23 protein-coding genes and 1 pseudogene are annotated in these 22,446 nt (G+C 59.3%); 15 read left to right on the top strand and 9 right to left on the bottom strand.

The window, feature by feature from the left end; translation table 11 throughout:
- Positions 1-111: 111 nt before the first annotated feature.
- Both AD664_RS15710 and AD664_RS27540 read left to right on the top strand, forming a co-directional pair.
- A complete protein-coding gene (locus tag AD664_RS15710; RefSeq protein WP_053147775.1) occupies positions 112-1,014 on the top strand; it encodes a LysR family transcriptional regulator in 903 nt (300 codons plus the stop codon).
- 360 nt (positions 1,015-1,374) lie between these two features.
- Positions 1,375-2,901: a hypothetical protein gene (locus AD664_RS27540; protein ID WP_157061574.1), complete on the top strand. Its 1,527-nt coding sequence runs from the start codon at positions 1,375-1,377 to the stop codon at positions 2,899-2,901.
- A gap of 69 nt (positions 2,902-2,970) precedes the next feature.
- Here the strand turns inward: AD664_RS27540 and AD664_RS15705 are convergent, their stop codons facing one another.
- The 5 genes from AD664_RS15705 to AD664_RS15685 form a co-directional block, all read right to left on the bottom strand.
- Positions 2,971-3,330 carry a DUF6124 family protein gene (locus tag AD664_RS15705; RefSeq protein WP_053147773.1) on the bottom strand — a complete coding sequence of 120 codons (360 nt, stop codon included), beginning with the start codon at positions 3,328-3,330 and terminating at the stop codon, positions 2,971-2,973.
- 307 nt (positions 3,331-3,637) lie between these two features.
- Positions 3,638-4,228, bottom strand: a complete 591-nt coding sequence (locus tag AD664_RS15700; protein WP_053147772.1) for a hypothetical protein — start codon at positions 4,226-4,228, stop codon at positions 3,638-3,640.
- 53 nt (positions 4,229-4,281) lie between these two features.
- Complete coding sequence (locus tag AD664_RS15695; protein ID WP_053147868.1) at positions 4,282-4,977, bottom strand: hypothetical protein; 696 nt, start codon at positions 4,975-4,977, stop codon at positions 4,282-4,284.
- 126 nt (positions 4,978-5,103) lie between these two features.
- Entirely contained in the window at positions 5,104-5,589 is a 486-nt protein-coding gene (locus AD664_RS15690; RefSeq protein ID WP_053147771.1) for a DUF3592 domain-containing protein, read from the bottom strand.
- 177 nt (positions 5,590-5,766) lie between these two features.
- The gene (locus AD664_RS15685) at positions 5,767-6,333 is read right to left on the bottom strand and encodes a helix-turn-helix domain-containing protein (protein ID WP_053147768.1); all 567 of its coding nucleotides are present in this window, start codon (positions 6,331-6,333) and stop codon (positions 5,767-5,769) included.
- Between the two features lie 150 nt (positions 6,334-6,483).
- Here AD664_RS15685 and AD664_RS15680 point away from each other — a divergent pair, with 150 nt between their 5' ends.
- The 3 genes from AD664_RS15680 (at position 6,484) to AD664_RS15670 (ending at position 8,507) form a co-directional block, all read left to right on the top strand.
- Positions 6,484-7,266 (top strand): aldolase, encoded by a 783-nt coding sequence (locus AD664_RS15680; RefSeq protein ID WP_053147765.1) that lies wholly within the window; start codon positions 6,484-6,486, stop codon positions 7,264-7,266.
- 19 nt (positions 7,267-7,285) lie between these two features.
- Positions 7,286-8,173 (top strand): dihydrodipicolinate synthase family protein, encoded by an 888-nt coding sequence (locus tag AD664_RS15675; RefSeq protein ID WP_053147761.1) that lies wholly within the window; start codon positions 7,286-7,288, stop codon positions 8,171-8,173.
- 73 nt (positions 8,174-8,246) lie between these two features.
- On the top strand, positions 8,247-8,507 hold the full coding sequence (locus AD664_RS15670; RefSeq protein WP_053147759.1) for a Rho-binding antiterminator: 261 nt from the start codon (positions 8,247-8,249) through the stop codon (positions 8,505-8,507).
- 116 nt (positions 8,508-8,623) lie between these two features.
- Here AD664_RS15670 and AD664_RS15665 read toward each other — a convergent pair whose 3' ends face one another.
- On the bottom strand, positions 8,624-9,307 hold the full coding sequence (locus AD664_RS15665) for a hypothetical protein (protein WP_157061573.1): 684 nt from the start codon (positions 9,305-9,307) through the stop codon (positions 8,624-8,626).
- A gap of 199 nt (positions 9,308-9,506) precedes the next feature.
- Between AD664_RS15665 and AD664_RS15660 the strand changes: the two genes are divergently transcribed.
- From AD664_RS15660 to AD664_RS15635, 8 genes and pseudogenes are all read left to right on the top strand, one after another.
- On the top strand, positions 9,507-10,730 hold the full coding sequence (locus tag AD664_RS15660) for a colicin E3/pyocin S6 family cytotoxin (RefSeq protein WP_053147866.1): 1,224 nt from the start codon (positions 9,507-9,509) through the stop codon (positions 10,728-10,730).
- Positions 10,731-10,737: 7 nt separating this feature from the next.
- A complete protein-coding gene (locus AD664_RS27095; protein ID WP_083454209.1) occupies positions 10,738-10,992 on the top strand; it encodes a colicin E3-like toxin immunity protein in 255 nt (84 codons plus the stop codon).
- 4 nt (positions 10,993-10,996) lie between these two features.
- Positions 10,997-11,299: a hypothetical protein gene (locus AD664_RS15655; protein WP_157061572.1), complete on the top strand. Its 303-nt coding sequence runs from the start codon at positions 10,997-10,999 to the stop codon at positions 11,297-11,299.
- A gap of 442 nt (positions 11,300-11,741) precedes the next feature.
- On the top strand, positions 11,742-12,089 hold the full coding sequence (locus AD664_RS15650) for a hypothetical protein (protein WP_053147753.1): 348 nt from the start codon (positions 11,742-11,744) through the stop codon (positions 12,087-12,089).
- Positions 12,089-12,163: pseudogene (locus tag AD664_RS28220) on the top strand (hypothetical protein); the annotation flags it as partial. The gene AD664_RS15650 and the pseudogene AD664_RS28220, both read left to right, overlap by 1 nt.
- 8 nt (positions 12,164-12,171) lie before the next feature.
- Positions 12,172-12,426, top strand: a complete 255-nt coding sequence (locus AD664_RS15645) for a colicin E3-like toxin immunity protein (RefSeq protein WP_053147751.1) — start codon at positions 12,172-12,174, stop codon at positions 12,424-12,426.
- Between the two features lie 290 nt (positions 12,427-12,716).
- The gene (locus AD664_RS15640; protein ID WP_053147749.1) at positions 12,717-12,947 is read left to right on the top strand and encodes a hypothetical protein; all 231 of its coding nucleotides are present in this window, start codon (positions 12,717-12,719) and stop codon (positions 12,945-12,947) included.
- A 280-nt stretch (positions 12,948-13,227) separates the two neighbouring features.
- On the top strand, positions 13,228-14,301 hold the full coding sequence (locus AD664_RS15635; RefSeq protein ID WP_053147747.1) for a sensor domain-containing diguanylate cyclase: 1,074 nt from the start codon (positions 13,228-13,230) through the stop codon (positions 14,299-14,301).
- Here the strand turns inward: AD664_RS15635 and AD664_RS15630 are convergent.
- The 3 genes from AD664_RS15630 to AD664_RS15620 are packed head-to-tail and all read right to left on the bottom strand — an operon-like array spanning position 14,285 to position 19,870.
- Positions 14,285-16,639, bottom strand: a complete 2,355-nt coding sequence (locus tag AD664_RS15630; RefSeq protein WP_083454207.1) for a TonB-dependent receptor — start codon at positions 16,637-16,639, stop codon at positions 14,285-14,287. The genes AD664_RS15635 and AD664_RS15630 overlap by 17 nt on opposite strands.
- A 1-nt stretch (position 16,640) precedes the next feature.
- A complete protein-coding gene (locus tag AD664_RS15625; protein ID WP_053147745.1) occupies positions 16,641-19,031 on the bottom strand; it encodes a hybrid sensor histidine kinase/response regulator in 2,391 nt (796 codons plus the stop codon).
- A complete protein-coding gene (locus AD664_RS15620) occupies positions 19,031-19,870 on the bottom strand; it encodes a DNA-binding response regulator (protein WP_172679731.1) in 840 nt (279 codons plus the stop codon). Before AD664_RS15620 ends, AD664_RS15625 begins: the two co-directional genes overlap by 1 nt.
- Before the next feature lie 186 nt (positions 19,871-20,056).
- Between AD664_RS15620 and AD664_RS15615 the strand changes: the two genes are divergently transcribed.
- Both AD664_RS15615 and AD664_RS15610 read left to right on the top strand, forming a co-directional pair.
- Complete coding sequence (locus AD664_RS15615; protein ID WP_053147740.1) at positions 20,057-20,461, top strand: DUF488 domain-containing protein; 405 nt, start codon at positions 20,057-20,059, stop codon at positions 20,459-20,461.
- Between the two features lie 415 nt (positions 20,462-20,876).
- Complete coding sequence (locus AD664_RS15610) at positions 20,877-22,373, top strand: hypothetical protein (RefSeq protein ID WP_053147739.1); 1,497 nt, start codon at positions 20,877-20,879, stop codon at positions 22,371-22,373.
- Positions 22,374-22,446: the final 73 nt, after the last annotated feature.

Genomic DNA, 22,446 nt, shown 5'->3' with positions numbered 1-22,446 from the left:
CAGCCTATGGACTGACCTGCCTGAGGGAAACTATGTATTCATACCTGGGCATTGATAAGATGACCTATTCGAATACATTTCATGCCTAAATTGCATGAATGAGAGGCCTGAATGGATCGATTGCTGTTGATGACCTGCTTTGTTCGCGCTGTCGAGACAGGAAGCTTCTCGGCTGCGGGGCGTGACCTGGGTCTGGGGCAACCCAACGTCAGCCGCTATGTGGCGGCGCTGGAAGATCATCTGCAAACCAGGCTGCTTCACCGATCCACACGCAAGCTTGCCCTCACTCCCGAGGGAGAACGCTACTACGCAGATGTCCGGCGCATTCTCGACGCTGTGGAAGAATCGGAATCGTCCCTCAGGGAAAACATCACCCCGTCCGGCTTGTTGCGAGTCGCCTGCCCGACCGCGCTAGCCCACGCATTCGTGGTGCCCCATGTAGCCCGCTTCCTGGCTCGCTATCCCGAGTTGACGCTAGACCTGCAGATCAGTGATCGGTACGTGAATCTGGTCGACGAAGGGGCTGAACTGGCGATTCGCATCGGACATCTGGAAGACAGCGCAATGCGCGCCCGGCCACTGGGCTGGTTCGAGCGCGTGTGCGTCGCCAGCAACGAGTACCTGGCCAAACACGGAAGCCCCACGACCCCCAATGACCTGAGAACACACGAGTGCCTGATCTATACCTTGCTGTCGACAGGCAGCACCTGGCGCTTCCGGGATATCGATGTTCCCGTCTCCGGCAGGCTCCGGGTCAGTTCACCTGAGGCTATACGCGAGTGCGTAAACGCGGGGCTGGGGATCGCTCAGGGGCCTGAATGGCTTTACGAGGAGGGGCTGAATAATGGCAATCTGCGGGTGTTGCTGAAGGAGCATGCAGCGCCGTCTGTTCCTGTTCAGATCATCTACGTTGCCGACCGGCTTCTTCCCAGGAGGGCTGTTGTTTTTATGGACTTTATTGCTGAGGTGTTTGCGAAGAGTTCTGCGTTTAGGGATCGGCCGGGGGGGGGGTAGTAGCACTGGGGGGGCTTGGTGCGGGGGAAACACCTAGGGGAAATCGGGCACGACGGCAGATTTTTTCCACAATAAATCCCCTGTTTTCCCAAGTTATCCCTTTTTTTGCATGGCTCCTTTTTTTGGGGACTGTCTCTTTCGTCCCTTTTCGGGCCAGATCAGATGTTCAATAGCCGCTCGTCAAGACTGTCAACTTTAACAGTAGGCATCTCACAATCCGAGGGCAAGACTCCCTTCAAGGCCAACGGCTGAACGCCTAAGCCCGACTCTGGACCATGTTCGGTCCCGCACACCGGTTTTTACTCACAGTAATCGTGTTGCCATGCCACCTTAACGCTCTCTAAAGCAAGGAAAAAAGCCATGAAACATAGGCCGGCACTCATCATTATTTGTGTTTTTATTTTTGCGACTGAAAGTTGGGCGGCTCAATTGGCCACTCTAGGACCGGATGAAAAGGTTGTCCGAGATGTATCGGTTGATAGAGCCAATATACCGACCGATCCCAAACTCTACTCATCTGCAATAGGAGGGGCCCATTTCGAGCGCTCGACTCTCGATACCCAGCAAGGTTATACGGTGGAAAGCGGTTCTTTGCGTAATGATGCAAAGGAAGAGACAGGCTCCATGGTATTGGTACGTTCACCTGACGGGTCCGTCACAGCGTTTGTTGATGAACCAAATAAGCGTGGATTACTTGAGATTGACCCGAATGGCAAAAGCAAATTCACAGCAGATGCGTCATACGACCCCATGACGCCGGATACGGTAGAAACAGACACAACGGAGTCTCTGATATCCGATACCGCCGCATCAGTTGACGTCAATACACCGAAGGCAATGTCCTATGCTGATGTTCTGGTTGCCTATGGCAATGCAGTTTACAACAAGGTTTCCGATCCTATTGCTTTTGCCTTGGGTCAGGTTGAAACGGTAAATACGGCGCTTAGAAAAACAGGAAACAACGAGATCGCTCTAAGGCTTGCAGCGGTTACCGTCTTTCATAACAACACCTCCGTATCCAGTGCAGGCCTAACCAGCTGGCAAAATTTTCTCGCCCCTTACAAGTCGCTATTGAAGACTGATTTGAATGTCGTATTCACCGGCAAGGGCGGTAGCTTCTGGGATGGCTATGAGTATGGAATAGCTTATCGACCCGGATTTACAAGCCTTAACGCAGTACTGGATGAAAGCACCGTGCTCAGGCATGAAGTGGCACATAACGCAGGGGCGTACCACTGTGGTGAGGCGAGCAACTACGCTCAAGGTTATAAAGCCAGCCGCCCGCTTATGGATTATTTTTATACCATCCTATGTGGAAACGAACACCAAGGCGTTTACTCCAATCCTCATTACACAAATTTTTATGGTGTCGTAATGGGTAGCACCACTACAGGTGACACCGCAAGGGTATGGCGTGAAAACACTGCCAGACTCGTCAATAGTAATGTCGAGCCTTCGGGAAAACGATTGATACTTATCGGGCACCGAGTAGCTGAGTTACGCCTCAGCGTACCCGAAGGATTGGCCCCCTATGTACTAGCTCGATCGCCAGACAACGGCCCCACCGCACCAATAAGTACACCTGATGGCGAATATACTCAACTAGCAGCGTTTGTTACGGCTGAAGGAAGCACTCAGCGATACATGGTACGGCTGCGCGGCACTCGGGCAAATGGAGGTTGTGCATATTATCAATTGCACTGGGCTTACAGATGCCAAAGTGGCCCTGACCTATATTTAAGAATTTACTATGTTGATGCCGACAATCCAAATCTGCCGCGAAACAAACATTACACGGGCACTCTGCCACTTATTCAAAAAGAGTGGTCAGAGGCGTCACCCTCTGTTCCAATCAATGTGTCAATCGCTGTATGGACGCCAAACTGAACTGCATGTCAATCATTCACTTACTTAAAAGGCCTTGCTGGCAAGGCCTTTTAAGTTGGGTAAGAGTCCCTACCTCACCTCAACAATATCCAACGCCCGATTCGCCAACAGCTCACTCACCTCAATCACCTGCAAAATCCCCAACGCAACACGCCGCCGTGACCCATCCAGGTCAAACGCCAAATCACTGATCATCGCATTCGCCGAAGCCAGATTCTCACTGAGATTCGCAAGCAAACACTCAGAATCAACCCCCGGATCAATCCGAAAAATAGAGTCGGTCTTGTCAGACGTTTCGCCCTTAGGCTTGGGTTTCAGGTAGTAATCCAACGCGCGGGTGGCAGCGTCGTCGATTTTCTTGTTGCGGGTAGATTGGGCGCGGGAGACGTGTTCGTCTGTATCTGGGGGATTCGGAGTAACTTTTGCCATTCTCTTGCTTCCTGTAATAGGAGCCATCACCCGCTCGCTGCTAAACGATGGGAGGCAGCTGTACGCAGGTTAGCAGACCGGGGAAACAAGAAACCGGCGCGTCCGGGGACGCCCTGCGCACAGCCACCATCAAGTGCAGGATGGAGAATCCTGGCTGGATGACGCCTTGCACAACCTGTTTCACCGCGAGCTGCTAAACCCGATCACTGACAATCAGTGACAGGTCCAAACTACCGACGCAACCCCAGGCGCACAAGCCGGCGGATTCTGGCGTAGTTGTAGGCAAAGGCACAAGGCTATGTGAGTTCTAGGGCACGATCTGACGGTGGGTGGTCACCATGAAGGGCCTGCCGTCCAGGGCTCTTTGCTCCAGGACAATCCTGTCCTTCTCCACCTCCTTGATGCGCGCCTGCCCCGATGCCCCTGCCGGGTAGATATCACTGAGGTTGGGCATGCTAGAGCCGACAAACTGCGCCACCGTCAAAGGCGAGATCTCTTTGCCGTCCACCGTATACGACTTGGGCAACGTCTTCATTTGCCCCAACGTGAACGAAAGGTACTCGCTATCGGCACTCCAGCTACCCGCGCCATTGACGCTGTATTCGAACCGACAGGGTTTAGAAGGCTCTGTACCAACCAACGCGACCACACCGCTCACGTTGTAATGGTTGCTGGCGAAGTATTCGATCATGCCCTTGAATTCGAACTGACCGCTGTCGCCATTCGGATAGCTGAACTCCTCGGTCCAACGTCCAATGAAATGGCTTTTGTAGTAGTCAGCCCTCATGTCGGCCAACCAGGTTGAAATGGCGGGGAACCCCGCCATCAAGCCAACAATTGCTACAAGAGCGGCCCAGCTTTTTACCGAGTACTGCTTAAGTGTCGAGACAGCGGTCATTAATAGCTCCTGATCCACGAGGAGGCGTGCAGCACTCCGGTTTGTCTGTGCAGTTACTGCTTCAGGTCTTCTATCAGCTTGCCGACTGCCAGATCAGATACGCGGGAAAACGCCGCACGCAGTGCTTCGGGATCGGTGGCGTACTGCTCAGGGGTGTAGGCGAGGGTGTTGCTTTCGTTGAAGGGCGAGATGGTATTGAAGTTGCGCCAAACCGATGTGCCGCTGCGTTTCATGGAGCCGTTGACGCCAATGACTGGGTAAAGCACGGAGCTGTAGTTTTTCAGACTCAGTCCCCACTGCGAAACCATGATTTCAACGTCGGCATCCGCTTTCTCGCCTTCCGCCACGAGGGTGAACATACCCTCTTGCTTAATGCGCTTCTCGAAGCTTTCACGTACCAGTTTTCCCAGATCGATACCGTGGGCCTGCATGTTGTTCAAAATCGCTTGAGAGATATCTGCCGTCGCGCCATCGGCCGCCTTGGTGCCCATGACCGAACCGGCACCCGTCAATGCGCTCGTGCCAGTGCTCGATGCGCCAGCCGCCATGCCAGTCGCTGCGCCTGCCCCGGCACCCAGGCCTGCCCCCCAAGCCTGGGTCATGCTCGTGTACTTGAAGTTTTCCACCGCAAAGTACACAGGAAGGATCCTGATGGTCTTGATCTGGTGGCGGTCTTCAACACTCAAAGATTTGGTGACACACCCGGAAAGTAGAGTGACCGAGAGCAACGCGAGAAACAGACTTTTCATTGATAGGAATACCGACGGCATGAATGACGTGTCGCCTGAGCGAAGGGACCTTTGAGTTCCAAAACGTCTCTCTGACCGCTCCGGTTTTCTCTCAGGATAAAAAGGTCGCCATGACCGACAACCGTTCTAGTAGAAGCGGTCTTCCTGCTTCAAGCCATAAATGCGCCCGAACGTCCTGAAGGAGATCCACAGGAACAACAACGTCAGCAATACCCCGCCCGCCATGACGATAAAGCTGGCGCGATTGGTGTGCAGCTCGCTGGCGATGCTGCTGACCTGGGGAAACCAGCGGGAATAAAGCAGTGGAACGTCTCCACCTACCGTGTACTGATGATGTTCGTTGTAGCGCTGGTCAAAGTATTCGTCTTCATGAACCTGTTGATCCCCATCGACATATCGGTAATGAATGATGACGCCGTTGGGATTCATCGGGATGCCTTCCAACTGCGTCACCGTGCCTTTCACCTCGACAGGGGTCCAACGAATGGCGCCATAAATGGTCCCTGAGTGTTTTGCCAGTGAGGCTAGAAACAGCAGCAAGATGCAAGCAATGGTCAGCAGGACTATGCGGTTGTAGAGATGGTCTTTTTCAGCTTCACGCGGGTAAAACATGCTCCGGTCCCTCGGGATAAAATTCTTGCGCATCCTATCGGCGCTTGATCCAACAACTTGAGTTTCTCCAGTGATTTGCCCTTGTTCCTGGGGGCATCTGTCGGGCTTTACAGGGCTGCTGCGCAGCCCAGCGGGAGCAAGCTCCCTCGCCACGTTGGTTACCTGCGATTGGAGCCGCTACGCGTTCTCGCTCTTCTCCGATGACTCATCGCTGTGCACCACCACCAGCAACTGTGCCTGAACATCCCCCACCGAACGCAACCGATGGGGCTTCTGTGCATTGAAATGCAGGGCATCGCCACGGTTCAGCAGCACGCGCTCGTTCATGAAATCCACTTCCACCTGGCCTTCGTGCACGAACAGGAATTCTTCCCCTGTGTGCTCCTTGAAGGCGTGATGCGCCGTGAACTCAGCCGCCGGATAGAGGATGAAGGGCAGCAGGCTGCGCTCGGACACTTGGTGGGCCAAGACCGCGTATTCGGAGCTACCGCTGCTCGCCGCCAGGGATTGGCGGTCTTCGCTGCGCACCAGGCTGTAGCTGTCGAGGGAGATGTTTTCTTCGGAGAACAGCTCCTCGACTTTCACGCTCAGCGCCTTGGCGAGCTTGAGCGCGGTGGCGATGGAGGGCGTGCTCAAGCCCCGCTCCACCTTGGACAGGTAGCTCTTGGTCATCCCGGTTTTTTCGGCCAGGACGTCCAGTGTCATGCCGAGTTTTTTCCTGAGCAATTTCAAGCGAATGGACATAGGTAACCAACATTTCCAGAGAAACGGACAATCTGCGATTGCAAATGACACTTTGTGTCATGTAGTCTATTTAGTGTCATTAGCACCTTCCCTTCACAGCTTCCATGACGCGGATCAAGAACGCTCAAAGAACGAATCAGGAGAACGGATATGAGCAAGACACTGGCGACGCCCAAGGACCAGTTGGTCCAGCACGCGGTCAACCAAATGCAAAAAACACTGCCGGATAATACGTGGACTGTACGACAAAAGCTGGCCCTGACCTGCCGCATCCTGTTCGAGAACGGCCACGACTCAGGGCTCGCCGGGCAGATTACCGCGCGTGGGCCGCAGCCGGGCACCTACTACACCCAGCAACTGGGCTTGGGCTTCGACGAGATCACCGCCGGCAACCTGCTGCTGATCAATGAAGACCTGGAGGTGCTGGAAGGCCATGGCATCCCCAACCCGGCCAACCGCTTCCATACCTGGGTCTACCGCGCCCGGCCGGACGTGAACTGCATCATCCACACCCACCCGACCCACATCGCCGCGCTGTCGATGCTGGAAGTGCCGCTGCAGATTTCCCACATGGACCTCTGCCCGCTGTACGAAGACTGTGCGTTCCTGGAGGGCTGGCCGGGTGTGCCGGTGGGCAATGAGGAAGGCGAACTGATCGCCGGCGCCTTGGGTGACAAGCGCGCCATCCTGCTTTCCCACCACGGCCAGTTGTCCACCGGTGCCACCGTGGAGGAAGCCTGCAACATCGCCCAGTTGATCGAGCGCGCCGCGAAGTTGCAATTGCTGGCCATGGCCGCCGGCGAAGTGAAACCGATCCTGCCGCACCTGGGCCGCGAAGCCCACGACTGGATCGCCCGACCGAAGCGCCACGCGGCCGCCTTCGACTACTACGTCCGGCAGAACCTGCGCCAGCACGCCGATTGCCTGAACTGACCCTATTAGGAGCCTCGCCATGTCTACCCCCAATATCCACGGCGTCATCGGTTACACCATCACGCCCTTCTCCGCCGACGGCCAGGGCTTGGACCTGGACGCGCTGGGCCAGTCCATCGATCGCCTGATCGACAGCGGCGTCCACGCCATCGCGCCCTTGGGCAGCACCGGCGAAGGCGCCTACCTGAGCGACGCCGAGTGGGACCAGGTCGCCGAGTTCAGCATCGCCCGCGTCGCCGGCCGGGTGCCGACGGTGGTCAGCGTGTCGGACCTGACCACCGCCAAGGCGGTGCGTCGCGCGCGTTTCGCCCAGGCGAAGGGCGCCGATGTGGTGATGGTGTTGCCGGCTTCGTACTGGAAATTGAGCGAGGCGGAAATCCTCGCCCATTACAAAACCATCGGCGCCAGCATCGACCTGCCCATCATGCTGTACAACAACCCGGCCACCAGCGGCATCGACATGTCGGTGGAACTGATCCTGCGGATTTTCAACGCGGTGGAGAACGTCACCTTGGTCAAGGAGAGCACTGGCGACATCCAGCGCATGCACAAGCTGCAAGTGCTGGGCGAAGGCCAGGTGCCGTTCTACAACGGTTGCAATCCGCTGGCGCTGGAAGCCTTTGCCGCCGGCGCCAAGGGCTGGTGCACCGCCGCGCCAAACCTGATCCCGCAGCTCAACCTCGACCTTTACGCTGCCGTGCTGGCCAATGACCTGAACAACGCGCGGGCGTTGTTCTATCGTCAGTTGCCGCTGCTGGATTTCATCCTCAAGGGCGGTTTGCCGGCGACGATCAAGGCCGGTTTGCGCACCCTTGGTCTGGAAGTGGGCGATCCGCGCTTGCCGGTGTTCCCACTCGATGAGGTGCGCGAAGACCAACTGCGGGCCATGCTGGAACAACTGCGCTGATCGACCCACTGGCCTTGCGATCGACAGGGGGGGTCAAGCACGCCCCCTGTTCGGTCGCTGTCGAGGTAATGAGATGAACACCTATCACCCACTGAACTGCGACCTGCATGATTACCTGGAGATCGCCTGCCTGTACGGCTATACGCTGGACATCGAACTGACTGACGGCCAACGCCTGAGCGCCCGGGCGATCACCACGCGGACAGCCCCCACGCGGGAGGAATTTCTCGATGTGGAAACTGCGGACGGTCGCCTGGAGATTCGTCTTGATCAGTTGCTGGCGATTACGCCGCTGGATCACAACGCCCGGTTTGGGCGGGTTGTGCTGGCGTAGCGGAGTTTGCCGGGCTGGGAGGTTGGGGCTGCTGCGCAGCCCAGCGGGAGCAAGCTCCCTCGCCACGGGTAAGTCGCCTGTCGCCTCCTTTTGATCAGTGGCGGGGGCTTTGGTCGTCAGGACGGGGGATAGGCCTCGTTGAATGCCCCGGCAAAATCTTCCGCCTTCGAAAAGAGCAACATTTCCACGTCACCGACCTCGACATTGAGTTTTCGGGAGACGTTCATCAACACCCCAATGTACGTCGAGTAGACATCGGTCGTTGCAATTCGAATCCAACGCTGTTGCCGCGCCTGGGTCTTCAAGCGTGGCCAACAGGCATTGAGATGCGTGTTTCGACCCGCCAAGTGCGGAAACCACCAGCGTTGCTCATCACCGTGAAGCATCTGTAAAACGTTAAGGGAAAATGCAACCCGCGCATCGAAGATGGCATGTTCGGTTGGATTCGAGAATGCCGCCACCTTCGACCATGAGGCGATGCCATTGTGCTTGTCCGGCACCCGCCCCTGTGACACGGTCTGAACGTAGCCTTGCATCGTTGCGAGCTTATTCCCCCCAATACCGCCCCACACGCGCACCGCATAGTCGGCGAGGGCCATTCGTCGTTCGGGCGACGTGGTCCACTCCTGGGCGATACGTCGCTTCAAAGCGCGCGCTTTTTCGTACCAGTTCGAGCCATCGATCTCCCATTTAAATGAACGATGGACGAGAGCGGTATCGAACGTCCAGGTATAGGTATGGGGAAGTGATGGCAGATGCTGTGTGGCATAAGACAGCAGCGTATTTTCGAGAGACTGCATGGACGAGACCACGTATTGACGAGGTCGGGATATTAAATGACTCCCGGTCCAGCGGCGAGTTTTCCTGCTTCGCACGCAGCGAGGGCTTTTCCTGCATTAGCGAAAACGGACCAACCATTTCCAGAAACCTCCTACAACCCTCCCCTGGGATCTCGCGTTAGCGTCTGTCTTGCCTTTATCGGACGAGACGCTCAGCGCAGTGACACGCAAACAAGACATCCCCAAGGTCCGAAACCCGCCCGCCGGTGACGGGCATCACATCACTTACAGAGACATGACTGCCAGCGAACTGGCCGCGCGCGAAACCCGACAGCGGGATTATGAAGCCATGCTTGCCCGACAAGCAGCCTATGAACATGCGCGCTGGGCTCCGGTGGATAACAAACCGCTACCCGAGGTGACCGGGTGTGTGTTTGCCAAGAGCTGCAAGCTGCCCAACGGCATCATTGATTACAGCAACCCCAACGGCTACGTACCGGCGGATCTGGTCAAGCAGTACGGCGACCTGATGTGGCTCGGCGGCCGCAGTGCCGACCCTTCCGGCGCGGTGCCCCTCAAGCGGATCGGCGCGAACACGGTGCCCGTGACGTTGGGCCGGTTCGCGCTGGGCGGTTCGGCAGCGTCTACGGCTGCTGCCGGCAGTACCGTCGGCGCAGCTCTGCTGACGGGCATCATCGCCCTGCTCTGGCCTTCCAGCCTGGGTGACAGCGCACTCTACAGCGAGGACCAGCTACGCAACCTCAAGCAGGCGCGCAGCCGCATGCGCCTGAACATCGAGCAGCAGGCCGATGGCAGTCTCAAGGGGTATGGGTTCTATACGGGTCAAAATGGCGGCTGGGAGATGGTCGACGTTGTCCAGTTCACTCCGCGGGCCGAGCAGTTCGTCGCCGACCTGGGTGATGGCGTCGAACTGATCTGGACGCCGGCCACCGACCCTTCCGACACCCTTGGCATCCCTGCTCTGGAGGCCGCGCCCCAGGCACCTCCCGCATGGATCTACCCGCCGACACCGATGGCCGACAGCATCATTGTCGACCCGATTTATCCGCCGGAGTACAGGGACTTCATTCTGGTGTTTCCGGCGGATTCGGGGGTTCGGCCGGTTTATGTGGTTTTGAGTGTTCGCCGAAAGGGGTTGGCCGAGACCGGCCACGACTATCATCCTGCTCCAAAAACCCACGAAATTACTGGCTTCCCTGGATTGAAAATAGGCGTAAAAAAGACACCGGTGCAGGGAGGTGGAGGCCTACGGCATCGCTGGCTTGATGCTAAAGGCAGAACAATTTATGAATGGGATTCTTCACATGGCGAATTGGAAGCTTATCGTTCAAGTGATGGAAGCCATTTAGGGGCATTCGACCATATTACTGGCGAGCAGACAGACGGCCCCAAAAAAAATCGTAATATCAAAAAATATTTGTGAGGGTTAAATGGGGCTTAAACTAAGACTCGAATGGTTTAACAAGCAAACCGAATCCTTCGAAGGAGAGGAGGATTCAAGAGATTTGGGCGAGGATGGTGCTGTCATTGAAGCCCTAGGAATTCCATTCGAAAACAATATAAATAACGGCGGCTTTAACGTCCCTCAAGAGTGGATAGAAATCCTCCAACCTTATTTTAAACATCCAATTGACCGGACCAGCTACATCTATCAGGTCTCGTTCGAATATCGAGACAGTTGGTAGAAGCATGACGATCACTCAATACGTATCCGACCCTCCTCTTTTTCTAAAAAACAAAAGCCAAGCCACCCAACGAGACAGAGCCATGAAATACAAAATAATTGGCGTCGTTGACGGGAATGATTTCGCCACATACGAAACAACGCTTGGCATCGACGGCGAAGCCTTGGCAAAAACAATGAACTGGAGCCAGAAAGAAGATCATTTGTACGACTATGAGCTGAGTGCTGCCCAAATTGAAGCCTTGGAAAAAGCGTGCTCAATCGAGTTTCCTCGCAATTTTTTGCTTTTCCTGACCAGTAGCAATTAGTTAGCGGCGGGGGGCATGATTCTTTTTTCGATGAACTACGTCGGGTAGTTTCGGGGCTGCTACGCAGCCCAGCGGGAGCAAGCTCCCTCGCCACGGGATTGTGTTTTCCTTTCGCTGTGCGGCCCAACGGGGATAAATCCCCTCGCCACGGGCTGTGTTTTCCTCACCTGATCTCAAACGCCCTCAGCCAAATCACCTGCTGCCACCCACACGTGCGATCCATTCAGATCGAACCAGATCACGGATCATCCGGCTTTTCCTGCATTAGCGAAAATGGACCAACCATTCCCAGAAACCTCCTACAACCCTCCTCTGGGATCTCACGTTAGCGTCTGTCCTGCCTTTATCGGACGAGACGCTCAGCGCAGTGACACGCAAACAAGACATTCCCAAGGTCCGAAACCCGCCCGCCGGTGACGGGCATCACATCACTTACAGAGACATGACTGCCAGCGAACTGGCCGCGCGCGAAACCCGACAGCGGGATTATGAAGCCATGCTTGCCCGACAAGCAGCCTATGAACACGCACGCTGGGCTCCGGTGGATAACAAACCGCTACCCGAGGTGACTGGGTGCGTGTTTGCCAAAAGCTGCAAGCTGCCCGACGGCATCATTGATTACAGCAACCCCAATGGCTACGTACCGGCGGATCTGGTCAAGCAGTACGGCGATCTGATGTGGCTCGGCGGCCGCAGTGCCGACCCTTCCGGCACGGTGCCCCTCAAGCGGATCGGCGCGAACACGGTTCCCAGCTCGAGGCATACCGAGCAAGCGATGGAAGCCATTTAGGCGCGTTCGATCACGAAACGGGTCAGCAAGTAAGTCAGGCTAGAAAAAACCGCAGCATTAAAAAGTATTTGTGAGGACTTCAATGGGCTTGAAGCTTAGATTGGATTGGTACGACAAAAAAACCGAACTGGCTGGAGGCAAAGAATATTCGAAGGACATGGAAGATGACTTGTCGGTGATCTCTGAGTTGGATCTGGAAAGCGAACCGGAAATATATGACGGAGGCTTTGATGTGCTTGCTGGATGGATACCTGTCATCCAGCCCTTCTTTGATCATCCAATCGATCCAGAAAAGTTCGACTATCAGATTGCATTTCGATACCGGACCAAGTGGTGAAACTGACCTAATCATCTAATCCATTTTTCGCTCTCGCGATGTGGGGCTGCTACGCAGCCCAGCGGGAGCAAGCTCCCTCGCCACGGGGGTTAGTCCGCCTCTTCACCGTCCAGTTGGGTCAACAGTCGCTCTTCTCAGCGCCGGTAGTGGCCCATAGCAAGCTCGCGATGAGGCTCTTATGACCAGCACCGGTTTGTGAGCGAAATGGTCGCCGGCCCAAGCCGCTAATGAATACGACTCGATCACCGGCGAACAAACAAAACCCGCCGACCCGACAAGGAGAGTAGAAAGTGAAACCCATCGTTGAAGTTTTTGACATGGAAACGGAAGAGCTAATACAGACAGTGGAAGTTCCAAGCGTCTATATGGACCAGTTGGCTGTGCTTATGGGCTGGACAACACCGGAAGATTTTTGCTTTGTCTACGAGCTGCTACCGCAGCAGATAAAAACGATAGAAGAGTGGACTCACACAACATTTCATGGCGAAAACCGCATCATTCAAATCGTCTGCCTTGAATAACCCTTGGTAATCCTCTCCCGATTAACTGCGTCGGGCGGTTTTGGGGCTGCTACGCAGCCCAGCGGGAGCAAGCTCCCTCGCCACGGGGATTGGGTTTTCCTTTCGGTCTCGGGCAACCTCCTCCCCTTCCCGGACAACCGATCGGCAATCCCCCCGCTCAGCCTGCAAAAAAACTTCAATATTTCCCCTCCCGCAAAGCTTTCATCCGCTCCAGCAAAGTCCTCGCGTCTTGCGCCCTTCGATAATCCCCGCTTCGCTTGCACACCCCTTGCCCGCCACCATGAACCTACACACCTTCATCCGTCACTCCAGGCTCGCCACCGCGGTGCTGATCCGCCTGCATCGAACGCTTTCGTTCATGGCCGGTTACCTGGCGCGGCTGGGCTTCGATTCCGAACGGTGGCCGGTGGCCCGTGACGAAGGCGCCGCGGGCAGGTCGGCCGGGGCCATTTGCCCGGAACTGGCTGCGTCCGTGTTCAGCCACGCGCGCGAAGGAGCCATTCTGGTGGACCCATTCGGCCGAGTCATTGCCGTGAACGAGGCGTTCACCCGCCTCACCGGTTACGGGCAAGACGAGGTGCAGGGTCGGGCGCTGAATGCCCACCCCATGGTGCGGCGGCTGCTGACGTTTTACGCACCGATGAAGAACGCACTGGATTTCCACGGGCACTGGTCCGGCGAAATCCAGAGCAGCCACAAGGACGGTCGCGAGATGACGTCGCGCATCAGCATCAGTGCCGTGCATGATCGGTACGGCAATGTTCAGCATTACGTGGCGTTGTTCAGTGACATGACGCAGATCAAGCAGCGCCTCCAGTTGCTGGAGCGCGACGCCCGGTATGACGCGCTCACGCAACTGCCCAATCGGTTGTTGTTGGCCGAGCGGATGCGCCAGGCGTTGGGCAAGGCGCGGGCGCACCAGCAAAAGGTGGCCATCGCCTTTATCGACCTCGACGGCTTCAAGGCCCTGAACGACAGTTACGGCCATGACTGGGGCGACCGGGTGTTGCAGATTGTCGCGGCGCGGATCAACGCGACCCTGCGCGAGAGCGACACGCTGGCGCGGCTCGGTGGCGATGAGTTTGTCGCCGGGCTGGTCGGGCTACAGGCGGTGGAAGACAGCGAGCCGTTGCTCAAGCGCATGCTGCAAGCGGCCAACGCGCCCATCCTGATCGGCGCGCAGACGGTGGAAATCGCCGCCAGCATCGGCGTGGCGTTTTTCCCCGAGCACGGTCAGGAAATCGATGCGCTGATCAGCAAGGCGGACCAGGCGATGTACCTGTCGAAAAAGGCCGGCGGCAACCGCCTGGCGTTTTGCCCAACGCGCTTCATTCCCCTCAATAGCGAAGCCTGACGGTGGTGCCGAGGGTTCTTTCGCTGCCGGTCATGACGCCGTAGTCGCCGGCGCCGAGCAGTGAATAGACCGCGGTGATGTACTGACGGTCGAAGACGTTGCGCACCCAGCCTTCCACTTCCCACCCACGGTCCTGGCTGCGCAGGCCCAGGCGCAGGTTGGTGAGGCCGTAGCTGGGTTGGTAGCTGCCCTCGCCGCCTTCGAGGGTGCCGTAGTAACCGGTGCGCAAGCTGTAGTCGATGCCGCTGTAGACCTCCAGCCCGTTCAACAGCGGATGGCTGTGGTCCAGGCCGCTGCTGAGGGTCCATTCCGGCGCGTTGTAGAGACGCTCGCCGCTGAGGTCGCAGGTCCACTGACCCGAGGCCGGCGGGCACGGTGCGTTGGGGAAGCTGCGGTAGCGCGCGTCGCTCCAGGCCAGGCCCAGGCGCCCGGTGAGTCGGGGCGTCAGTTGCCAGGCCGAGTCCAGCTCGACCCCGCGCAGGCGCACCTTGCCGACGTTGATCAGGTTGTCCCGCAGCGGCGGCGCGAACAGGGAGGTGGGCGGGCTGTAGGTGAGCGCCTGGTAGTTGTCGACGTCGGTCTGGTAGACCGCGAGATCGAGCAACGCGCGCTCCTCCCAGAACCGTGTCTTCAAGCCCAGTTCCATGGACGTGGCGCGCTCCGGCTCGAAGGTCGGCGCGGTGAACGGGCCGACCACGTCGAAGTTGATGCCGCCGGCCTTGTAGCCCCGCGACCAACTGACGTAGCCCATCACCGCCTCGCTGAAGCGGTAGCTGGCGCTGAGCAGGCTGGAGACGTTGTGCTCTTTGATCGAATCCTGGCGGTAGTAACCCCCGCCCAGGGCGATGTCGCGCAGCAACTGCCCTCCGGCCTGGAACACCGGCGGCAACCCCGTCAGCGGAGCCAGGTTGCTGACGTCGCGCGAGACCCAGCCGTCCTTGCTCTCGTGGCTGTAGCGCAGGCCGCCGGTGAGTTCCAGCGGGTCGATCGGACGCCAGGAGAGCTGGCCGAAAATGGCGCGGCTGTCGCCCTTCTGTTCTCCGTCGTAACGTTGCCGGGCGCCGTCCAGCAGCAGCGCCGGCACCTGGCGCGGATCGGTAAAGGTGATGCCGTAGAGTTTCTGCAAGGATTCCAGTTGGTCGCCGACGAACCAGGGCGCGGCGTCCTGGCCGAATTGAACATCGATGTCCCGATCCAGGTGCTGGCGCAGATAGTAGAGCCCGGCGACATAGTCGATGGACGAGCCGGCCGTGCCGGACAAGCGCCACTCCTGGCTGAACTGGCGCTGGCCCAGCTCGGTCTCGGATTGGGCCACCGACAGCGCGGTGCTGTCGCCGTCACGCGTTGCGCGGTAATCCCAGTCTCGGTAGGCGGTGATGCTGGTCAGGCGCATGGCCTCGTCCAGGTCCCAGTTCAATTCCAGTGACACGCCGTTCTGCAGGGTTTGCGGACGGCCCGGCGCGTCGATGCGTGCCTCGCGCTTGTAAGGGTCGGGCTCCGACAATGGATAGCCGAGGAACTGGGCGCGCTTGCGGGTCTGCTGGCTGTAGTGATTGACCAGCAGGACGTTGCCGGCTTCGTTTTGCTCGGCATAGTCGGCGATGAGGCGCGCGCTGAAGTCGGTGGTCGGTGTCCACAGCAATTGCCCGCGCAGGCCATGGCTGTCGGCGTCGCCGAGGCGCGCGCCGTCTTGCAGGTTTTTCACGGTGCCGTCGGTGGTGCTGTGGAAGATATTCAATCGCCCCGCCAGCACGTCGTCCTGCAACGGCCCGGAAACCGTCCCGCGAGACTCCCGCAAGCCGCGCTCGCCGTAGCTGGCTTCAAGGTTGGCTTCGGGCTGGAAGGTCGGCTGGCGGGTAACGATGTTCAGCGCGCCCGCGGTGGTGTTCTTGCCGAACAAGGTGCCCTGGGGCCCGCGCAGCACTTCGATGCGCTCGATGTCCATCAACTCGGTGAAGGCCATGCCCTGACGCGCCAGGTAGACGCCATCGACGTAGGTGCCGACGCTGCCTTCCAGGCCATCGTTGTAGGCCGTCGCGCCGAACCCGCGCAGGCCGAAACCAGCAAAACGGGTATCGTGACCGGAGACCACCAGGCCGGGCACTAGTTGTTGGATGTCTTGCAGGCGGTACAGGCCGGCTTCGTCCAGTTGCTCGCCGTAGAGGACGTTGATCGGGATGGGCACGTGTTGCGGGTCTTCCTCGCGGCGGCGAGCCGTCACGGTGGTTTCGTCGAGTTCCAGTGTGTGGGTCGACACGGCGGGCGCAGCCGTGGCCCACGCCCAAGGCAACACCGAGAAACCCGCGAGCAAGAGCAGTCGATAATCCGAACCCGCCACGTTATCGCTCCCGAGCCGTCGCGCGATACACGGTGTCTGGGCAGGCCAGCGCCTTGACGCACGCCAGCAACTCGCGACTGTCAGCGGGCTTGAGCAGTACCGCGTCGAAGGCCAGGTCCTGTGGGTAATCCTGCGGCCTGCGTGGCGGCACCGCCGAATAGAGCATCACCGGAAGATCGGCCCATCGCTCGCGCACCCGTTGCAACAGTTGCCAGCCGTCCATGCCGGGCATCATCTGGTCGCTGATCAGCAGATCCACCGGCTGCTCGGCCAGGCACGCCAGGGCCTCTTCACCCTGGGTCGCGATGCTCACGTCAAACCCGTAGCCGGCCAACAGGTCATACAGCCATTCGCTGTTCTGCTCGACATCGTCCACCAGCAACACCTGCAGGCCCTGGCCATCCAGCGGTGCGACATGGTTGTCGACGATGCCGTTTTCCAGGTCCTGTTCCTGGGCGTATTTCAACGGCAGCTGAAAACTGAAGTGGCTACCGCCCTGCCAGGTGGCGTGCAGTTCCAGCCGGCTGTCCATGCGCTCCAGCAGTTGCGTGACGATGGACAAGCCCAACCCGCTGCCTTCGTAGCGTTGCGCATTGCGGCCCCGGCGGAACGGTTGCAGCAGTTTTTCGAATTCGTGTGGATCGACGCCGACGCCGGTGTCGATCACGCTCAAGCGCAGCTCCACGCCGTCGGCGCTCGCCCCCGCAGCCGCGCTCACCTCGAAACGGATCCGGCCGTTGTGGGTGAATTTCGCGGCGTTGGCCAACAGGTTCATGAGGACCTGCCGCAGCCGTTTGAAATCGGCCTCGACCAGCGGCGGCAGGTCATCGGCCAACACCGCCTCGAACGTATTGCCCTGGCGTGCGGCGAGAAAGCCCGCTTCGTCTGCGATCTCATTGAGGAAGCCATACAGATAACCCGGCGCCAGGACCAGTTGCATCTGCTCCACTTCCCCTCGGGAGAACTCGAGCATCTCGTCGATCAGTTCCAGTTGCTGGCGGGCATTGCGCTCGATGTTGGTCGGGTAGTCGCGATGGGCCCCGCCCTGCAGCAGGCGCGCGTAGTCGATGATCCGCACTAGCGGCGAGCGCAGATCGTGGCTGATGCGGGCCATCAAGGCACTGCGGGCCGCCAGCGATTCGCGCAACTGCACCGTGCGCAACGCCACCGTGCTTTCCAGGCGTTCGTGTTCGGCCTGGCGCTGTTGGTCGAGGGTGGCCAGGGCGTGCTTTTCCCGGTGCCGGCTGCGGCTGACTTCCATGATCAAGGTGCACACCAGCAACGCCACGCCCGGCAGGGTCGACGACAGGCTGTATTTGCTTTGCGGCGACTGCCAGGGCAATTGTTCCTGCGGCAATAAAAAGCGTATCGACAACTGCGCCAGCAACAGCCCCGGAACCAGCCACGCCAGCCAGTTGTAGCGCAGCCGCCTGCGCCAGGCCATGAACAACGTGGCCAGCAGCACAGCGTAGAAACTCAAGAGCGATGCCTGGACCATCTGCGCGCCCTGGATGGGGTCGACCTTCAACCACCAGAGTCGACCAAGGACACACCCCGACAGTGGCAGCCAATAGCTCCAGCCAACGACCCTGGGTAGCCGGGCGACCTGCAACAACACACGCATGTAGGCCAGGAACAGCACGAACGAGATCACACTGGCGCAGGTCAGCAGCTCGCGGGTCCAGCCGAGCGCCGCCGGCCAATAGATCAGGTAACCGTTGAGGATGCAGGTGAGCAGGATGTAGCTCAGGACCGCGCCCGCATTCACGGTGAGCAGTCGCGAGCGCAGGATCCAACCAACGATGAAACCGAACGGGACGACCAGCAGGACAATGCCGAGGGTGAGTCCGTCACTGAGGTACGTCTGTTGCTGGCTACGCAACAACGCCGGCTCGGACCACAGCTCCGGCTCCAGCAACATCTGGAAGTGACTGGTCACGCGGACGAACACCGTGACGCTCTGCCCTGCCGCCAGCGACACCGCAAACGCCGGTTGGCGCGCCGCTGGCTGGGGCCATTCGGCCAAGGGATAAGCGCTGCCACCGTGGGCATCACGCCCCGGCAGGTAGACGCGAATGTCCTCCAGGCGCGGCGCTCCGATCACCAGCAGGCGCGAACACGCCACAGCACTTGAGTTGGTGAACTGCCATTTCAGCCAGAAGGCGGAGCGGCTGTAGCCTTGGTTGGGCCAGCGCGGAGTGGCGGGGCTGAAACGGGCGTCGGGCAGTTGAGCGACGTCGTCCAGGCTCAACTGTGCCGAGGCGTCTTCGAACAGTTGCACGGTGGGCATCAGGTCCAGGTGGTCAGCCTGGCAGATATCCACAGGCGCGGCGTGGAGCAAGCCTGTGGATAACAACCCGATCGCCAGCCATAGGCACCGTAGCAGCCGCATCAGGCGCGCCCGGCCGACTCGGCATCGGCACGGCCCTGGGTTTGCTCGCGAAACTGGCTGGGCGTCATGCCGATTCGCTGGCGAAAGGCCGTGGTGAAGTTGCAGGCATTGCGAAAGCCCACCAACTCGGCAACGTCCTGCACGCTCATGGCGCTTTCAGCGAGCAGGTCCTGGCCACGCCGCAATCGCGCGTCGCGAATGTAGGCGAATACGGTCAGCCCCAGGTGCTCGCGAAAAATCCGCGAGAGGCGTTTCTCGTGGGTGCCGACCTTGTGGGCCAACTGGACCAGGGAAGGCATGTCATCGAGGTGCTCTTCAATCCAGCGCATCGCGGCACGCAGGACGATTTCATCGCCTTCCGGCTCCGGGGCGGCCGGGTTGGCTTCGCGGGGCGGTGGCACGCGCCAGGTCAGTTGCAGGTGGATCCTGATGCGCGCGAGCACTTCCTCGGGGGCGCAGGATTTGGGGATGTAATCGACCCCGCCCACGGTCAGTCCTTCCAGCCGCTCGAACGAGCTGTTGGCCGACGACAGGAACAGGATGGGCGTCTGCCGGGTCGCCGGGGCCTCGCGCAGAAGCCGGCACAGGCTGAACCCGTCCATCTGCGGCATGTGCACATCCAGGACGATCAGATCGGGACGCAGCGCCAGCGCCCGTTGATAGCCCTGTTGCGCATCGCTGGCCAGGGAAATGCGCCAGGGCTGCGCCTTGAGCAGCACGAGCGTTGCGCGGATGTCTTCCGGAACATCGTCGATCAGCAGGATATGCGGCTGCGGCTCGGATGACGCCGTCGCGTCGCCCGCCACGGCCACTCGCCTTTCGTATCGTCCGTCGTCCATTCGCTACGTTCTCTTATCGTGCCTTTGCCCGCATCATTGCCGAAATTGCACAGCCAATCGATGGCTCGGTTAAAACTCGCCATAGATAGCGGCCGCGCCAGCGAAGACTTGAAGGCGGCAGGTTCCGCCCGCTCGTGCGGCTCAGGGCCTATGCTGAAGGGACCTACTCTGACTGGCAGGCTGTTGATGATCCAGTGCAAACGCGCCTATGAAGCCGCAAGCGCCAAGGATGGCGTGCGCATCCTGGTTGATCGGCTGTGGCCGCGCAATTGTCCCAAGCAGGCGTTGGTGATCGATGAATGGCGCCCGGAGGTGGCGCCTTCCCATGGGCTGCGCAAGGCATTCAAGGCCGGGACGGTTTCGTTCGAGGCATTCAAGGTGGCTTATCGCAAGGAGTTGGCCGCCCAGCCGCAAGGTTGGTGGCGGTTGGTGGATGTGGCGCGGGACGGGCCCCTGACGCTGGTTTACGCGGCCAGGTCCGTCACCGAGAACAATGCCGTGGTGCTGGCCGAGTGGTTGGAGGATGAGGTGGAAAAGCGTGCGCAGGGGAGTTCGCCGGTGTGTTACCTGGCGGAGTTTCCCGAGATGTGAGGGGATTGCCGCGTCGCCCGGCGAGAGCAAGCGCCCTCGCCTGACGGCGCGGGGCGAGCGTTACGCGGCGAGACCATGCCCAAGGGCCTGTGGGAGGACGGACAACGGCGGGGGTTTGGCAACACGATGCCTCGTTTGAGGGCGTTGCTGGGCTGATAGCCGGGTGTTTCATCCCCAGCAAACGCACCCTGGACGCTCTGCCATGGCGAGCGCTTTTTGCTTCGCTGTCCGGCTAGGCTCTGTTTGAAAAGTCTTGAGACGAAGGTCAGGCAAGGCGAAAACCGGCGAGGAAGCGGAGTTTACTGGAGTAAATGAGCATTCCGAGCCGGTTTTCAACGCAGCATGAACGAGTATCAAGGCTTTTCAGACAGAGCCTAAGATAGGGCTGCTGAAAACCATAGGGACGGCAGGCACGATGCAACTCGGTTTCGATCCGCTGATTCATCTCGACTGGAAAACGCCGGGCGCTGAATGCCTGGGGTTGTTCCAGCATTACTATCCCGACATCGCGGTGTTTACCGGAGCGCCATTCGAAGCGTTGCTGGATGAACTGTCCAACGAAATGCCCGAGGTCTGTTTCCAGGCCCTGGCAACGGCGCTGGCGCGCCACGGCTACGACCTGTGGAACCTCGACGCCGGTGCTGATGACTATCGGCCCATCATCGTCCCGACCGAACAGCGCGAAGCGTTTGCCCGGCATTGGCAGGATCGGGCACCGTTCACCCCGACACGGATCGAGCAGGCTCGCGCCGCCACCCCGCGCGAACCCACGCCAGCCAAACGCAAGCCGTTGAACTGGCTGCCTGAGGTCCATGACTATCCCGGGCCCACCTATGTGCACGAATACAACTACCGCAATGGCTGGGCCGGCATTACCGAACAGGACGACGAGCAGTGGCTGTGCTTCCTGCTCGACTACAACCCATGGCCGCCCACCGAGCAGGACATGCTCGAACACCGGACCGACCCAGTCGACGGCGCCGACCTGCAGTTGATCGATGCCGACGACCGACACAGCCTGTGGCGCCGTCAGGTCGAACGGGGTGCCTACAGCGCCGACGACCGTTACATCTATGAACGTCGCGAAGGCGAAGACGTACAGCCCTTCGGCCCTGGGCAGACACAATGGCCCGCGTTCGAAGAACCCTGCGTGGTGGTCGATGGCCAAGTGTTCGAACGCCAGCGGCTGTACGAACCCGAACACCTGACGCGCATCTGGCGGATCACCGCCGACAGCAGCCAGGTCATTTTCGAGCATTCGGATGAGTTGAGCATCCTGCCCATCGGCCCGCGCCGCTTGCTGTTCATGCAGGACAACGGTACGCAGTGCTGGATCTGGCACCTGGACGCGCCCCACGAGGCCGTCGCCGCCAAACCGATGCCGGCCGACGGCGGCAAACTGCGCGCCGCGACCGCCTACCTCGGGGGCGACGAGATCCTGCTGTTCAGCGAAAGCGCGCGGCAGAATGTCGAACACTCGGGTTACCAGGAAACCGTGCTGCTGGCGTGGCGCTTCAACGTCGTGACCGGCGCCAGGACCCACGCGTTGCTCGACGGTTTTGGCAGCGAACTGCGCCAGGACACACGTCTGCTCGTCACCCAGCCCAAGCAGGTCATCACCCTGCGCACCTTCCACGGCACGCTGCACGTTAGCCGCGGGCACGGCGACTGGTGGGTGTGGAACTACCAGACCCACACCTTCGGCTCACACACCTTGGCGTGGTTCTGGAACCAGGCCACCCATGAGGTGCTGAAACTGTCGACCCGAGACATCCGGCGCATCAAGCCGCACATCCGCTACCTGCCGGCGCAGGATCGGTACCTGGCGTTTGAAACAGCGTTCGTGGCGCGGTTGCCGGTGTTTGCGCTGATGGTCGAGGCCAAGGGCGTTGATGTCCTGGTTTTTGAATGAAAACCAAGGCCCATGTTTGAGAGAGCGAGCGCCATTCAAATACGAAAAACACCAGAAATTTTGCACGCTATCA

Origin of the sequence: Pseudomonas sp. P97.38, assembly GCF_001269745.1 — a bacterium.
Lineage (GTDB): Bacteria > Pseudomonadota > Gammaproteobacteria > Pseudomonadales > Pseudomonadaceae > Aquipseudomonas > Aquipseudomonas chlororaphis_E.
This window is presented reverse-complemented; position numbering and strand designations above follow the sequence as displayed.